The following is a 15461-nucleotide window of genomic DNA, read 5'->3' as shown; positions in this document are numbered from 1 at the left end:
CCGTGCCCCCGAAGGCGCTGCGTTCCTGGTTCACTCGCTGGCGCTCGCTCACAGGCTCCACCTCGCTAACGCTCGGTTCCACCGTGCCCCCGAAGGCGCTGCGTTGCGCGTTCGCTTACTGGCCGCTCGCTCACAATAATTCGAGCAGGAACGGCAGTTCCTGGGCCGCGTACCAGGCTAGCTGATGGTCCTCGGCATCCCCGAGCACGAATTCGGCATCGGCATCGCCGAGGTCGGCGGCATCGACAACATCGACTGCCTTGGCCACCTCGGGTTCGGCCTCGGCCAGGTCGACGTGCACGCAGGCGATCCGGTCGTAGCCGATCGGTCCGGCCAAGCGCACCACTGCGTCGTCGAGGTCGGGGCGCAACTTCGCACCGGCCACATCGGCGGCGATGACCGCGCGTCGATAGACCGGGCTGTGATAAGTCGTGGCGGGGTCGTCGGCGTCGGTGTCCTCGTCATCGGACGCCTCGGTGGCCTCCTCGCGCTCGGCGGCCAGCAGACGCAGCGAGGCCCGCGCGGCCTCGGCCATCGCCACCTCCGCCAATTCGTCGTCGTCACCGGAGGCGTAGGCCTCGCGCAAGGTCGGCGTGACCGCGAAGGCCGTGCCGCCGACGGGGCGCAGCTCCCGGTTCGCGACGAGCTCACGCAACATCGGCACGGTGGCGGGGATATAGACCCGCATGGTGTTCTCAGATGCAGGCACCGAGCATCTCCTCCATGGACTCGTGCACCGACGCGGCCAGCACGCCGATATCGGCCATCGCGTCGCGGTCGGCGTTGAGTCCGTAGAAGACGCGTCCGTCATAGGACGTGATCCCGATGCTCGAGGCCTGGTTGCGCAGCAGCGGCGACACCGGATACATCTCCAGCATCCGCGCGCCGCCGATATACATCGGGGTCTGCGGACCCGGTGCGTTGGTGATCACCAGATTGAACGTGTGCTCTGCGAACGTACTCGCCGCTCGCACACTCATCGCATGCAGGCTCGCCGGAGCGAAGCCGGCCAGGTGCACCAGGGTGCGCGCCCGCACGCCACGCCGGTGCTTGCTGTTGGCCGCGGTGGCATGGGAGATGTGCGAAAGACGGATCACCGGATTCGGTTCGCCCACCGGCAGATCGATGAGGAACGAGGAGACCTCGCTGGCCGGTTTCAGCTGGTCGTCGATGCCTTCGACATAGACCGACATGGGCACCACTGCGCGCAGCACGGTCGATTCGGTGAGCGCCTCACCGCGCGAGAGCAGCCAATTGCGCAGCGCCCCGGTGACGACGGCCAGGATCGCGTCGTTGATCGAGCATTCGAAGCGTTTGCGGATCTTGCGGTAGTCCTCCAGATCCGTGCGCACCACATCGAAGCGCCGATTGCGCGAGGTCTTGGCGTTCAGCGGGCTGTCCGGTGCGCCGATAGTGGCAGCGCGCACGGCCGACACCATCGAATCCACCGCCTTGCCCGCGGCCTCGACCACCGAGAATGCGTGTGCGCTCGCGTCGCGGGCCACCTCCAGCGCCTCGCGGGGCTGCGCGGCCAGGTGGGTCAGCGCGCCGATCAGCAGTTCCATCTCGTTGGGTTCGCGCGGCGCCACCCACGCGTCATCGGCGATATCGCGCGGGGACGGGCTGGTATCGAGGATGACGTGCCCGATCTCGAGTGCGGTATCCCCGTCGACGAGCGCGGAATGGGATTTGGTGAAAATCGCGGACCGGCCCTCGGTCAGGCCCTCGATCAAATACATCTCCCACAGCGGGCGAGTCTGATCGAGCGGTCGCGACGCCAGCCGGGCCACCAGATCGTGCAGCTGGGAATCGGTGCCCGGGGCGGGCAGTGCGGAGCGGCGGATGTGATAGGTGATATCGAAATGGCTGTCCTCGACCCAGACCGGGCGGCCGAGGGCGAACGGGATTTCACGGACCTTCCTGCGGTAGCGGGGGACCAGCGAAAGCCTGCTCTCCACCAGATCGACCAGTCCGTCGTAGTCGAGCGCCGTTTCCCCCGGTGCGGAGTCGCTACCTCGGACGATCGCGAGAGAGCCGATATGGATCGGATTGCTGCTCGACTCGAGCCCATAGAACGACGCGTCCTGCGGCGTCAATCTCGTGATCACGCTGCCCGGTGCTCCTTCCGATGTGGCTCCCACCCGAGCCGTCTCACCGCCCATTGTGGTCGCCCACAACGGTTCGTCCCCCCTCTGTGGCATATCCAGCGATATTCGCGCATCCCTTTACCTACGCCCGGTTCCGTGGAATGCTGCCCTGATTCGAGACCGGCGGAACTCGATTCGCTCACATTAATCGGGGTGCCATGCAGCGGATGCCTTTTGAGCCGCGCTGCCCCTTGGTGTCGTCACATGCCGTCGGAGAACAGTTCGTCCCTGGTGAACAGGGCTCTGGGCGTCCGGAATGACGAACGACTCACATCGTATGACACGTGCGCTAAAACAGGTTCCGGTCCATCGGATTCGCACCCGCTCCGCCGGCCGACACACGGGTACGGTGAGAAAAAACGGCTGCCGCCTCGGGGTAGCGGCGGATGTGGCGCTATTTCTCTGGTCGTCGGCACCGGCCCTTCGAGCGACCTGCGAGCAGTCGCTACGGCTAACATGGGTGCCGCATTACCATGAAGCGTGCTGCGGATTCCGCCATGCTCGGCGGGGGCCATGTGCACACCGCCCGCCCCGGGGGACGGCAGAACATTTGACACACCGACCAGAGGACTGACGAGACCCGTGCCTGCGCTGACACTGACGAGGTTGCTACGGATTGGTGAGGGACGCACGGTCAAGCGGCTCGCCCACCTCGCGGACGAGGTCCTCGCGCTCGGGCCCGAGTTCGAGGAGCTCACCGACCACGAGCTGCGTGCCAAGACCGACGAGTTCAAGGAGCGCTACGCGGACGGCGAAACGCTGGACGACCTGCTCCTCGAGGCGTTCGCGGTGGCCCGCGAGGCGTCCTGGCGGGTGCTGAACCAGAAGCACTACAAGGTGCAGATCATGGGTGGCGCGGCACTGCACCTCGGCAATATCGCCGAGATGAAGACCGGTGAGGGCAAGACCCTGACCTGTGTACTGCCCGCCTACCTGAACGCGATCTCCGGCAACGGCGTGCACGTGGTCACGGTCAACGACTACCTGGCCAAGCGCGATGCCGAGTGGATGGGCCGCGTGCACCGCTTCCTCGGCCTGAGCGTCGGCGTGATCCTGTCCGGTATGACCCCGGCCGAGCGTCGCGAGTCCTATAACTCCGACATCACCTACGGCACCAACAATGAATTCGGCTTCGACTACCTGCGTGACAATATGACCCACTCGCTGGACGATCTGGTCCAGCGTGGGCACAATTTCGCCGTGGTCGACGAGGTCGACTCCATCCTCATCGACGAGGCTCGTACCCCGCTGATCATCTCGGGTCCGGCCGACGCCTCCTCGAAGTGGTACGCCGAATTCGCCCGCATCGCACCGCTGTTGAAGAAGGACCTGCACTATGAGGTCGATATCAAGAAGCGCACCATCGGTGTGCACGAGGCGGGTGTGGAGTTCGTCGAAGATCAGCTCGGCATCGACAACCTCTACGAGGCGGCCAATTCGCCGCTTGTCAGCTACCTGAACAATGCCGTCAAGGCCAAGGAGCTCTACCACCGGGACAAGGACTACATCGTCCGCGACGGCGAGGTCATCATCGTCGACGAATTCACCGGTCGCATCCTGGTCGGGCGCCGCTACAACGAGGGCATGCACCAGGCGATCGAGGCCAAGGAAGCCGTCGAGATCCAGCCAGAGAACCAGACCCTGGCCACGATCACGTTGCAGAACTACTTCCGCCTCTACGACAAGCTTTCCGGGATGACCGGTACCGCCGAGACCGAGGCCGCCGAGCTGCACCAGATCTACAGCCTCGGCGTGGTCCCGATCCCGACGAATAGGCCGATGGTCCGGGCGGATCAGTCCGATCTGATCTACAAGACCGAAGAGGCGAAATTCGCGGCCGTGGTCGACGATGTCACCGAACGGCACGAGAAGGGCCAGCCGGTGCTGATCGGTACCACCAGCGTCGAGCGCTCGGAGTACCTGTCCAAGCAGTTCACCAAGCGTGGCATCGCGCACAACGTGCTGAACGCGAAGTTCCACGAGAAGGAAGCCGAGATCATCGCCGAGGCCGGTCGGCCGGGCGCGGTCACGGTCGCGACGAATATGGCCGGTCGTGGTACCGACGTCGTGCTCGGCGGTAACCCGGACATCATCACCGACATCATCCTGCGCAGGGAGGGGCTGGATCCGGTGGAGACGCCGGAGGAGTACCAGGCCGCGTGGTTGCCCACGCTGGAGCGGGTCAAGGAGCAGACCGCCGAGGACGCCGACGCGGTCCGCGAGGCCGGTGGTCTGTACGTGCTCGGCACCGAGCGCCACGAATCGCGGCGCATCGATAACCAGCTGCGTGGTCGCTCCGGCCGTCAGGGTGACCCGGGTGAGTCCCGGTTCTACCTGTCGCTGGGCGACGAGTTGATGCGGCGGTTCAACGGCGCCGCGCTCGAGGCCATCATGACCAGGCTCAACCTGCCCGACGATGTGCCGATCGAGGCGAAGATGGTCTCCAAGGCCATCAAGAGCGCGCAGACCCAGGTCGAGCAGCAGAACTTCGAGATCCGCAAGAACGTGCTCAAGTACGACGAGGTGATGAACCAGCAGCGCACCGTCATCTACGGCGAGCGCAACCGGATCCTGCGCGGTGAGGATATGGAGGGACAGGTCCAGGAGATGATCACCGATGTGGTCACCGCCTATGCGGACGGCGCCACCGCCGAGGGCTACGTCGAGGACTGGGATCTGGACAAGCTGTGGACCGCGCTGAAGACGCTGTACCCGGTGAGCCTGGACTACAAGGAGCTGACCGGTGAGACCGGTGTCGGCGAGGCGGGCGACCTGACCAAGGACGAACTGGTCGAATCGCTGCTCGATGACGCGCACGACGCCTACGAGAAGCGTGAACAGCAGATCGACGGTCTGGCCGGCGATGGTTCGATGCGCAATCTCGAACGCCAGGTGCTGCTTTCGGTGCTGGACCGTAAGTGGCGCGAGCACCTCTACGAGATGGACTACCTCAAGGAAGGCATCGGCCTGCGGGCCATGGCGCAGCGCGACCCGCTGGTCGAATACCAGCGCGAGGGCTTCGACATGTTCGCCGCGATGCTCGATGGCCTGAAGGAGGAGTCGGTCGGCTTCCTGTTCAACCTGCAAGTCGAGGTGCAGCAGCCGCAGCCCGAGGGGGTCGCGATCGATCCCGGTCTGCGCTCGCCGGTCGGCGCCACCGCGCCGCGTCCACTGCCCACCCAGGAGGCGCCGGTCGCCAATGGCGCACCGGCGGCGTTACGTGCCAAGGGGATCGCCGATTCCCAGGCCAGTAACGGCTTCCACTATTCGGGTCCGGACGAGGGTGGCCACGCCGCGGTGCACAGTGACGCCGATGAGTACGGCGATGGCAGCACCCGCCGTGAGCGCCGTGAGGCCGCCCGCGCGGAGTCGAAGGGCAAGCGCGCACCGAAGTCGCGTCGTCGCCACTGATTACCGAATTACGAAGGTGCCCATGAACTTCATGGGCACCTTCGTAGTGTCCGGCCCCGATGCCTAGCGCTCGTAGATGTCGCGACGGTGTCCGGCGGTTATGACGAGGATGATCAACTTGCCGTCATCGACCTCGTAAACCAGGCGGTAGTTGCCAACACGTAGCCGGAATCCCGGGCGGCCGGTAAGGGCCCGCACGTCCACCTCGTCGCGTCGATACGGATCGTCGCCCAGCAGCGTGAGCGCGATCAGCAGGCGCATGGCATCAGGATGTGGAATATTTCGTAATGCGCGACGCGCGGCTGGGGTCCAGCGGAATTCGTATTTCACGCTGCGCCTGCATGGCCGGCATCAAGAATCTCATCCATCATCTGGCCGAGGGTGATGTGCTCCGGTTCGCCGCCTTCGGCGAGCGCTTCATCGGCCATGCGCCCGAGTTGTTCGTCTTCCCACTCTTCGAGCTTGGCGAGCATGAACAGCGGGATGACGGCGGCCGCAGGTTCCCCGGCGCGGGTTATGACAGTCACGTGCCCGTCCTGAACGGCGGCATTGATAACAGCGGGTAGTTGGGCGCGGGCCTCACGGATGCTGAGCTGATCCTCCATACCTGGAGTGTACACCGCAATGTGTACACCACCGACGCGCTGTTCGACGCGGACCTACCAGGCTTCGTTGGAGTTCAGGGCCGTCAGTAGCAGGCGGATGGCGGCGACGCGGCGTTCCTTGCCGGGCAAGGCATCCAGCGCGCATTCGGGATCGGCGGGCGGACCGAGATGGGTACAGCCGCGCGGACAATCTTCGATGGCGGCGGCCAGATCGGTGAAGGCGGCGATCACATCGTCGGGCGTGATGTGGGCCAGTCCGAAGGAACGGACACCGGGTGTGTCGATGACCCAGCCGCCGTGGGGTAGCGGCAGGGCGACGGATTGGGTGGAGGTGTGTTTGCCCTTGCCCACACCAGAGACCTCGCCGACGGCCCGATCCGCTTCGGGCACAAGGCGATTCACCAGCGTGGATTTGCCGACGCCGGAGTGGCCGATGAAGGCGGTGAGCCGGTCGGTGAGCCGGCCCAGGACCGGTTCGACCGGGTCGCCGATGCCGCCGTAGATAATGGTGAGGTCGAGATCGTCGAAGGCGGCCGCGAATTCGGATTCGGCGGCCAGATCGTGTTTGGTCAAACACAGGATCGGTTGCAGCCCACCGGCATACGCGGCGACCATGGCGCGTTCGACGAAACCGGTACGCGGTGGCGGATCGGCGAGGGCAACCACGATGAACAGTTGTTCGGCATTGCCGACGACAATCCGTTCGAAGGGATCGGTGTCATCGGCGGTGCGTCGCAAGACCGTTCGCCGTTCGCCGACGCGGACGATGCGGGCGAGGGTGTCGGGTTTGCCGGACAGATCGCCGACCACGTCGACCTGATCGCCGACGACGATCGGGGTGCGGCCCAACTCCCTGGCCCGCATGGCGACGATCAGCTTGTTCGGATCGCCGCCGAGCACACAACCCCAGCGACCGCGGTCCACCGAGACGACCATGGCCGATTCCGCATCATTGTGCTGCGGACGGGTTTTCGTGCGCGGACGAGACGACTTGCCCGGGCGCACCCGGACATCGGACTCGTCGTAGCTGGCAACATTGCCTCTGGGGCGTCTCAGTGGGCCGCTCCCTGATCCGATAGCGTGGGATCGAGCATCTGCTCCCACAGGCCGACGAAGCCGGGCAGCGTCTTGGCCGTGGTGCCGATATCCTCGATGGCCACGCCGGGCACCTGCAGACCGAGGATCGCACCGGCCGTTGCCATTCGGTGGTCGGCATAGGAATGCCAGTTGCCGCCGTGCAGTGGGGTCGGGGTGATCTCGAGTCCGTCCTCGGTTTCGGTGACATTGCCGCCGAGCCGGTTGATCTCAGTGGACAGGGCCGCGAGCCGATCGGTCTCGTGACCGCGCAGATGTCCGATACCGCGCAGCCGGGACGGCGAATCCGCAAGTGCCGCAAGGGCGGCCACGGTCGGGGTCAACTCGCCGACATCGTGCAGATCGATATCGATACCGGCCAAACGCTCCGGGCCGTGCACGGTCAGCACACCATCGAATCGGGTGACCTCGGCGCCCATACGGACCAGGATCTCCCGGATCACATCACCGGGCTGGGTGGTCAGGCGTGGCCAGTGCGGAATACGGACCTCGCCGCCGGTAATGGCGGCCGCGGCCAGGAACGGCGTGGCATTGGAAAGATCCGGTTCCACATCCCAGTTCACCGCGCGGATCGGACCCGGTGCGACGGTCCAGGTCTGGGCCTTGCGGCTGTCGGCGGGTGCATCGACGACGACCTCGGCACGCCGCAGCATCTCCACCGTCATCTCGATATGCGGCATCGATGGCAGTGCCTTGCCGTTGTGATGCACCACGACGCCCTCGTCGAACCGGGCCGCCGACAGCAGCAGTCCGGAGACGAACTGGGAGGAGCCGGAAGCATCGATGGTGACCGCGCCGCCGCGCAGCGCACCCTTACCGTGCACCGTGAACGGCAGTGCGTTGCCCTCGATATCCGCGCCGAGCCGGCGCAGTGCCTCCAGGATGGTGCCGAGTGGGCGAACCCGGGCCTGCTCGTCGCCATCGAAGGCGACATCGCCGGTGGCCAGGGCCGCGACCGGCGGCAGGAAGCGCATGACGGTCCCGGCCAAGCCGCAGTCGACGGTGCCGCCATGCAGTGGGGCCGGTGTCACGGTCAGCGTTTCGGCGTCGCCCTCGATTCGCACACCCAGTGCGCGCAGGGCGCCGATCATGAGTTCGGTATCGCGGCTGCGCAGCGCGCCGGAAATGGTCGATGGGCCCTCGGCGAGCGCGGCCAGGATCAAGGCCCGATTCGTGATCGATTTCGATCCGGGCAGGGTCACGGTCGCGTGCACGGGGACATCGACATGGGGCGCTGGCCAGAAACTCACCCATCCATCTTCACCCATCGCGCCCCCGGACACGCGGCGGGTGGCCCAACTCCGCCGGAAATCGCGCGCCTCACAGGTCACAGCCGCCGCACCGATCGCGCGCGACCGATGCGGCGACCAGCGGCTTTACTTGTGGCGTCCGTGCAGGACGGGGACCAGGCGACGCAGCAGCTTCATGGTGAACTGGGTGCGCGAGTAGCTGAGCAGTGCCATGCCGGGAATCGTGAAGCGCTGGACTGCGATCGAATGCGGTCGGGCGAATTCACGCAGACCGGGCTCGCCGTGGATGCGCCCGATTCCGGAATCGCCGACACCGCCGAAGGGCAGACCGGCGATGGCGGCGAAGGCCAGCACCGAGTTCACCGAGGTGGCGCCGACGCGCAGCCTGCGCGCGATCTCCAGGCCGTTCTCCTTCGAGTAGACCGCCGAGGACAGCCCGTACTTGGACTTGTTCGCCAGTTCGACCGCCTCGTCGACGCTGTTCACCGTGCGAATGGTGACGGTCGGGCCGAAGGTCTCCTCGGCCACGGCCTCGGAGTTCTCGTCCACATCGACCAGCACGACCGGCTCGATGAACGGTCCCTTGACCGACTCCGGCCCGCCGAGCACCGCGGTGCCGCCGTTCTCCAGCGCGTCATCGATATGGCGGCGCACGATATCGATCTGGCCGGGCATGGTCATCGGACCGTAGGCCGCATCGGGGCCCGAGCCCGGCTTGACGTCCTTCAGGATGCGCTTGACCTCGGCGACGAAATCGTCGCGCACCGAGCGGTCCACATAGACCCGCTCCACACCGGCGCAGGTTTGGCCGCTGTTCGCGGTGGCGCCCCAGGCGACCGCATCGGCGGCGGCCTTGACGTCGGCATCGCCCGCGACGATCACCGCATCCTTACCGCCGCATTCCAGCAGTACCGGCGTCAGCGATTCGGCGGCCGCGGCCATGATCTTCTTGCCGGTCGCGGTGGAGCCGGTGAACGCGATCTTGTCCACACCGGCTTGGACCAGCGCGGCCCCGGTCGCACCGTAACCGTTGACGGTTTCGAAGACGCCTTCCGGCAGATCCGGATTGGCCTTCTTGAATGCATCGGAGAGGAAATTGCCGATGCCGGTGGAAAATTCGCTCGGCTTGAAGACCACGGTATTGCCTGCGGCCAGCGCGTAGGCGATGGAGCCGTTCGGGGTGTAGACCGGGTAGTTCCACGGGCCGATCACACCGATGACGCCGAACGGACGTTGTTCCAATCGCGCGGAGAAGTTCGCCATCAATGCGCCGGGGCCGATCCGCTTCGGCGACAGCACCTTCTTGGCGTTCTTGGCCGCCCAGGCAATGTGCTCGAGCGCGAGCACCAACTCCAGGAATGCGTCGTCGAGTGGTTTGCCGTTCTCCTTGTGGATCAGCGCGGTGAACTCTTCGGAGTCCGTGACCAACCGGCTCGACCAGCGCAGCAGATGTTTGCGCCGCTCGTCGAAGCTGAGCCCACCCCAAGTGGGGGCCGCGGCGCGGGCCTTGGCGACGGCGGCGCGCACCGTGTCCGCATCCGCGATCGCATGGGTGGCGAAGACCTCTCCGGTGGCCGGATCGACCGAATTCAATGCCGTCTCCGGCGCCGCTGGGGTGGTCTCGATGGTTGTCACGGTTGGTCTCTCCTCTTGCCGAGATAAGTTAACGACCATTCTTTGAGATGATGCTATGTCACAACTCTCACCAGTTCACCCCTGCCGTCGATTCTTCCCGAGTCTGTCGGCACCGCGTGGAAGTATCGAGATATGTGCGGCAGATATGCGACAACTACCGATCCCGGTCGGCTCGCCGCCGAACTGGACGCCATCGACGAGACTTCGACCGATAACAACGGCGGTTTCGCCAACTACAACGTCGCGCCGACCACCCAGGTGCTGACAGTGGTGGAGCGGCATGCGCACGATCACCCGGATGACGACCCCGAACTGCGCATTCGGCGGATGCGCTGGGGCCTGATCCCGGTCTGGACCAAGGCCGCCGAACCGGGTGTACCGGTCAAGGGCAAACCGCTGTTCAATGCCCGCGCCGATAAGGCGGCGACCACGCCATCGTTTCGGGATGCGGTGAAGTATCGCCGCTGTCTGGTCCCGATGGACGGCTGGTACGAGTGGTTGGTCGAACCAGATGCCCGGGCCAAGGGCAAGGTCGCGAAACATCCGTATTTCATGTCGAATGCCGATGGCTCGCGGCTGTATATGGCCGGATTGTGGTCGGTATGGCGGGACCGTTCGCAACAGGCGAGCGAACCGCTGCTGTCGTGCACCATCCTGACCACCGACGCCGTCGGCGAGCTCACCCGCATCCATGACCGGATGCCGCTGCCCATGCCGCAGGAGCATTGGGCAGCCTGGCTGGATCCGGATCATCCGGCCCCGGCCACCCTGCTGGAGACACCGAGCGCCGAATCGGTGGCAGGCATTGTGGCGCGTCCGGTGTCGTCGCTGGTCAACAGCGTGCGCAATAACGGTCCGGAGTTGTTGGCGCCGTTGGATATTCCGGCCGATACGGAAAAGGCCGGGCAGATCAGCTTGCTGTAATCGCCCGGCCGGTCATCGGATAACTCAGAGTTGGCACTTCACGCTGGGTGTCGCGATATTCAGCACGCATTTGGCAATGCTGCCGGCCAGGTCGATGATCTTGCTCACGACACCGCCGCCCAACTTCTCGGCCTTGTCGGCCCTTTCATCCTGCTTCGGGGTGCCGTTCCGCTTCGGTGCATCGTCGCTGACCTGCGCGTTGAATGAGAAGTCGCCGACCTCGGTCGCCAGGGGACCGCCCGGTGCGGCGGTGGCCGTCGGTGCGAGCAGCAGTAGAGCTCCGAACGCAACGATGATCATGGTGCGCAAACGCTGACAAGCCGACATTTCGCATCACATCCTCGAGTCGGACGATCATGGCCCGTTCAGTAACGCACAAATGTTGCTGGTTTGGTGCGGAATTATACGGATGTGACTGGTGCGGTTACCGCATTGGTGAGCCGGACCAGATCCGCTGGTGCCAGTTCGATCTCCAGACCGCGCCGCCCCGCACTGCACAGCATGCGATCCCAGGCCAATGCCGAGGCATCGACCACGGTGGGCAGCAGTTTGCGCTGGCCCAGCGGGGAGATGCCGCCGAGTACGTAACCGGTGATTCGCTCGGCCTTCGCCTTGTCCGCCATGGACGCCTTGGGCACACCGAGCGCCGCGGCGGCGGCCTTGAGCGACAGGGTATTGGGCACCGGCAGCACCGCGACCGCGAGCGCGCCGGTCGACGATTCGATCACCAGCGTCTTGAAGATCTGTGCCGCCGTCACCCCGACCTCGGCGGCGAGTGCGTCGACCGCCTCGGTGCCATAGGAGTCGGCGCGCGGATCGTGCTTGTACGCGTGGATGTGATGGGCCACACCGGCCTTGGCCAGGGTGCGGATCGCCGGGGTGGAGGCTGCTGCCATGCCGGTCACCATAATGGCGATGCTGCTGACCTTTTCGAGCGACCTGCAGCGGTCGCTAGCGATGGCCGGCACCGTGTCTTTCGGGGTGGGGAGTTCGCTATGGGAACACAGCCGAGCCCGGACATGTTGCATGCGAATACAGAAGCCGCACGGCTACAGCACGTAAAGGAGAGGTCGGTGCCTGTTCTGCTCGAAGAACGCCCGGTGGCGTCGACTGTGCCCGATTTGCGGCACGATCGGTGCCCTCCGTGGTTCCACTCCGATACCGCCTCCGGGCGCATCGAGAGCGCCGCGGGGGATGCTCAGTTCCCACTCGTTTCGACCGCGCCTGTAGATTTGGCAGGTACGGCGATCGAAGGGATTGGTGTGACGAGCGACGATGACGTGGTGACCGGCGGTGCGGTCGGCGCCGCGGTCGACGATGCCGAGCTGGTGCAGCGGTTCGAGCGCGATGCGCTCCCCCTGCTCGACCAGCTCTACGGTGCCGCGCTGCGCATGACCCGGAATCCGGCCGATGCCGAGGATTTGGTGCAGGAGACCTACGTCAAGGCGTTCCAGGGCTTCAAATCCTTCAAGGAAGGCACCAATCTGCGTGCCTGGCTCTACCGGATCCTGACCAACACCTACATCAACTCCTACCGCAAGAAGCAGCGCCAGCCCGCGCAGTATCCGACCGACGAGATCACCGACTGGCAGCTCGCCGCCACCGCCGAGCACACTTCGACCGGACTACGTTCGGCCGAGGTCGAGGCATTGGACGCGCTGCCGGACGACGACATCAAGGCCGCACTGCAGGAGCTGCCGGAGGAGTTCCGGATGGCGGTGTACTACGCCGACGTCGAGGGCTTCCCGTATAAGGAAATCGCCGACATCATGGGTACCCCCATCGGTACGGTGATGTCCCGGCTGCATCGCGGCCGCAAGCAGCTGAAGGGTTTGCTCGCCGATGTGGCGCGCGAACGTGGATTCAACCGCAACGGCGCGCAACGCCAGGAGGTCAAGCAGTGAGTACGGAGCGTGACCCCGATATGGAGTTGGACTGCACGGCTGTGCTCGCAGATGTCTGGCTCATGCTCGACGGTGAATGTGACGACGCCACCCGGGCTCGGCTGCAGCACCATATGGACCACTGCTCGCCGTGCATCGAGGCCTACGGCATCGAGGAGAAGATCAAGAGCCTGCTGAGCCGCAAATGCGGCGGCGACCGGGCACCGGATTCGCTGCGCGATCGACTGACCCTGGAGATCCGCCGATCCGTCACAGTGACGCGGGTCGAGACCACCGAGTAGTTCCGGATACCGAAAACACGAGGGCCAGGTCTTCCTTACGGAAGATGCTGGCCCTCGGTGTTTTTCGTGCTGCTACGGCTCAGGCGTTAGGACGCTTGCCGTGATTGGCCGCGCTTCCCTTGCGGCTGCGCTTCTTACGGCCACGCTTACCCATCGGTATCCTCCTGGATCACCCCCGCGGTTGCGGGGAGCACTCTGATCGAAGGCCATTGTTTCATGTGTGGTTGGCTGTAGTTTCAGCGGATACGGGCCGAACGAGTGGATGGGGTGTCATGGCGGAGGAAGTGCTCTCGGAACTGGTGTCGGTCGTGCAGCAGGTCGTTGTTGCCGAGGGCGACGAGGTATACGAGGGCGACACCCTGGTTATCCTCGAGTCGATGAAAATGGAGATCCCGGTGCTGGCCGAAAGCGGTGGCACGGTGACCTCGATCGGCGTCAAAGAGGGCGATGCGATCAAGGCCGGGCACCTGATCGCCGTCATCTCTTAACTTTCTGAAGCGGGTAGATCGAATATGTCGACACTGAGTGAGCTGCTGGCCGAACATACCGACCTACCTGGCGTCGCCGTGGACCATCTACAGCGGGTGGTCGGCGATTGGCAGTTGCTCGCCGATCTGTCGTTCGCGGATCTGCTGCTGTGGGTCGGTGCGGGGCCGATCGCCGACGGCGCAGATATCGTCTGCGTCGCACAGTGCCGCCCGACTACCGCACCGACGGTCCACCTGGAGGATCGGGTCGGCGGTATCGCCTCGGAGGCCGATCATCCGCAGGTCTTCGACGCGCTGATGACCGGCAAGATCGTGCGCGCGGACAGCGACATCGAGGCCGAGGGTGTCTACCATCCGCATCCGGTGCACGCCATCCGCGAGGCCATTCCGGTGCGCTGCGGCGACGATGTCATCGCGGTGCTCAGCCGTGATACCGATCTACAGCGTTCGCGGGTGCGCAGCACGCTGGAGATCGCCTATGTCGCCTGCGCCGACGATCTGTGCCAGATGATCGCCGATGGCACCTTCCCGACCACCGAGGACCGCGCCGCGACGCACTCGAGCCCGCGCGCGGGCGACGGCTTCATCCGGCTCGATACCGACGGCATCGTCGTCTACGCCAGCCCGAACGCGCTGTCGGCGTATCACCGGATGGGGCTGCAGTCGGATCTGGCCGGTCAGGATCTGGCCGTCACCACCCGGTCGCTGATCACCGATCCGTTCGATGCCCAGGAGGTCGTCGGCGATATCCAGGCCGCTCTCGCCGGCCGGACCGGGCGTCGCATGGAGGTCGAGGCGCGGGGCGCCACCGTGCTGCTGCGCACTCTGGTGCTGCGCCCGCACGGCGAGCTGGCCGGGGCCGCGGTGCTGGTCCGTGACGTCACCGAGGTCAAGCGCCGCGACCGCGCACTGCTCAGCAAGGACGCGACCATCCGTGAGATCCACCACCGGGTGAAGAACAATCTGCAGACCGTGGCCGCGCTGCTGCGGTTGCAGGCGCGGCGCACCGAGAATGAGGAGGCGCAGGTCGCACTGACCGAATCGGTGCGCCGGGTCACCTCGATCGCCTCGGTGCACGAAATGCTGTCCATGTCGGTGGACGAAGAGGTCGATCTCGACGAGGTGGTGGACCGGTTACTGCCGATCATGGCCGATGTCGCGACCGTGCACACCGCGAGAATCAAAGTGCGCCGGGCTGGTTCGCTCGGTGTGTTCTCCGCCGAACGCGCGACCCCACTGGTGATGGTGCTGACCGAACTGGTGCAGAACGCCATCGAGCACGCCTTCGATTCCGGCGAAAACGGCACGGTGACAATCCGTTCCGAGCGTTCGGCGCGTTGGCTGGACGTGATCATCAGCGATGACGGCCGGGGCCTGCCACCGGGTTTCAGCCTGGAATCCTCCGACCGCCTCGGCCTGCAGATCGTGCGCACCCTGGTCACCGCGGAACTCGGCGGTTCCATCGGCCTGCACCCCGGCGCCGACATCGGCACCGATGCCGTGTTGCGAGTCCCATTGGGTCGTCGCTCAGGGCGCTGAGTCAAATTTGCCTGGCAAGCAATAAGATTCAGCCTCCATGCACCCACAACGGAGCGAGTCTTACGAGCGACCGTTCGCGGCCCGTCTCGCGTCCGAGTCGTCGAAGCGCATGCGCCGTAGGCGCGAGTCTCGACGCGTCGATCGCGGGCGTGCGCGGACTGCGCCGCATCGATGGTCGCGTC

General features: G+C 65.4%; 15 protein-coding genes. 6 read left to right on the top strand and 9 right to left on the bottom strand.

Translation table 11 applies throughout. From position 1 onward, the window contains the following. Positions 1 to 130: 130 nt before the first annotated feature. Both AB0J29_RS12890 and AB0J29_RS12885 read right to left on the bottom strand, forming a co-directional pair. The gene (locus tag AB0J29_RS12890) at positions 131 to 688 is read right to left on the bottom strand and encodes a hypothetical protein (RefSeq protein WP_364784294.1); all 558 of its coding nucleotides are present in this window, start codon (positions 686 to 688) and stop codon (positions 131 to 133) included. 7 nt (positions 689 to 695) lie between these two features. Further along, entirely contained in the window at positions 696 to 2108 is a 1413-nt protein-coding gene (locus AB0J29_RS12885; protein WP_364783905.1) for a wax ester/triacylglycerol synthase family O-acyltransferase, read from the bottom strand. A 621-nt stretch (positions 2109 to 2729) separates the two neighbouring features. On the opposite strand from AB0J29_RS12885, the gene secA reads away from it, so the two are divergent. Then, a complete protein-coding gene (secA, locus tag AB0J29_RS12880) occupies positions 2730 to 5558 on the top strand; it encodes a preprotein translocase subunit SecA (protein ID WP_364783902.1) in 2829 nt (942 codons plus the stop codon). Positions 5559 to 5621: 63 nt separating this feature from the next. Here secA and AB0J29_RS12875 read toward each other — a convergent pair whose 3' ends face one another. The 5 genes from AB0J29_RS12875 to AB0J29_RS12855 form a co-directional block, all read right to left on the bottom strand. Next, a complete protein-coding gene (locus AB0J29_RS12875; RefSeq protein WP_364783899.1) occupies positions 5622 to 5888 on the bottom strand; it encodes a type II toxin-antitoxin system RelE/ParE family toxin in 267 nt (88 codons plus the stop codon). Next, positions 5885 to 6163 carry a type II toxin-antitoxin system Phd/YefM family antitoxin gene (locus tag AB0J29_RS12870; RefSeq protein WP_364783896.1) on the bottom strand — a complete coding sequence of 93 codons (279 nt, stop codon included), beginning with the start codon at positions 6161 to 6163 and terminating at the stop codon, positions 5885 to 5887. Before AB0J29_RS12870 ends, AB0J29_RS12875 begins: the two co-directional genes overlap by 4 nt. A gap of 54 nt (positions 6164 to 6217) precedes the next feature. Continuing rightward, positions 6218 to 7219 carry a ribosome small subunit-dependent GTPase A gene (rsgA, locus tag AB0J29_RS12865; protein ID WP_364784291.1) on the bottom strand — a complete coding sequence of 334 codons (1002 nt, stop codon included), beginning with the start codon at positions 7217 to 7219 and terminating at the stop codon, positions 6218 to 6220. Continuing rightward, positions 7216 to 8526, bottom strand: a complete 1311-nt coding sequence (gene aroA, locus AB0J29_RS12860; RefSeq protein WP_364783893.1) for a 3-phosphoshikimate 1-carboxyvinyltransferase — start codon at positions 8524 to 8526, stop codon at positions 7216 to 7218. The genes rsgA and aroA overlap by 4 nt, the downstream gene beginning before the upstream one ends. A gap of 108 nt (positions 8527 to 8634) precedes the next feature. After that, on the bottom strand, positions 8635 to 10143 hold the full coding sequence (locus AB0J29_RS12855) for an aldehyde dehydrogenase family protein (protein WP_364783890.1): 1509 nt from the start codon (positions 10141 to 10143) through the stop codon (positions 8635 to 8637). 132 nt (positions 10144 to 10275) lie between these two features. On the opposite strand from AB0J29_RS12855, the gene AB0J29_RS12850 reads away from it, so the two are divergent. Further along, positions 10276 to 11067 carry an SOS response-associated peptidase gene (locus tag AB0J29_RS12850; protein WP_364783887.1) on the top strand — a complete coding sequence of 264 codons (792 nt, stop codon included), beginning with the start codon at positions 10276 to 10278 and terminating at the stop codon, positions 11065 to 11067. Between the two features lie 24 nt (positions 11068 to 11091). Here the strand turns inward: AB0J29_RS12850 and AB0J29_RS12845 are convergent, their stop codons facing one another. Beyond that, positions 11092 to 11394 carry a hypothetical protein gene (locus AB0J29_RS12845; RefSeq protein ID WP_364783884.1) on the bottom strand — a complete coding sequence of 101 codons (303 nt, stop codon included), beginning with the start codon at positions 11392 to 11394 and terminating at the stop codon, positions 11092 to 11094. Between the two features lie 74 nt (positions 11395 to 11468). Next, complete coding sequence (ybaK, locus tag AB0J29_RS12840) at positions 11469 to 11963, bottom strand: Cys-tRNA(Pro) deacylase (protein WP_364783882.1); 495 nt, start codon at positions 11961 to 11963, stop codon at positions 11469 to 11471. Positions 11964 to 12329: 366 nt separating this feature from the next. On the opposite strand from ybaK, the gene AB0J29_RS12835 reads away from it, so the two are divergent. The 4 genes from AB0J29_RS12835 to AB0J29_RS12820 all read left to right on the top strand — a co-directional run bounded on the left by AB0J29_RS12835 (position 12330) and on the right by AB0J29_RS12820 (position 15279). Next, complete coding sequence (locus tag AB0J29_RS12835; protein WP_364783880.1) at positions 12330 to 12971, top strand: sigma-70 family RNA polymerase sigma factor; 642 nt, start codon at positions 12330 to 12332, stop codon at positions 12969 to 12971. Between the two features lie 20 nt (positions 12972 to 12991). Then, a complete protein-coding gene (gene rsrA, locus AB0J29_RS12830; RefSeq protein ID WP_364493890.1) occupies positions 12992 to 13252 on the top strand; it encodes a mycothiol system anti-sigma-R factor in 261 nt (86 codons plus the stop codon). Between the two features lie 272 nt (positions 13253 to 13524). Beyond that, complete coding sequence (locus AB0J29_RS12825) at positions 13525 to 13740, top strand: biotin/lipoyl-binding carrier protein (protein ID WP_364783877.1); 216 nt, start codon at positions 13525 to 13527, stop codon at positions 13738 to 13740. Positions 13741 to 13764: 24 nt separating this feature from the next. Further along, complete coding sequence (locus AB0J29_RS12820; protein WP_364783874.1) at positions 13765 to 15279, top strand: histidine kinase N-terminal domain-containing protein; 1515 nt, start codon at positions 13765 to 13767, stop codon at positions 15277 to 15279. The last annotated feature ends 182 nt before the right edge of the window (positions 15280 to 15461 follow it).

This window comes from Nocardia sp. NPDC049707 (genome assembly GCF_040674855.1).
Taxonomy (GTDB): Bacteria; Actinomycetota; Actinomycetes; order Mycobacteriales; family Mycobacteriaceae; genus Nocardia.
Note: the sequence above shows the minus strand (reverse complement) of the source record. Positions and strands in the feature narration are given on the sequence as shown.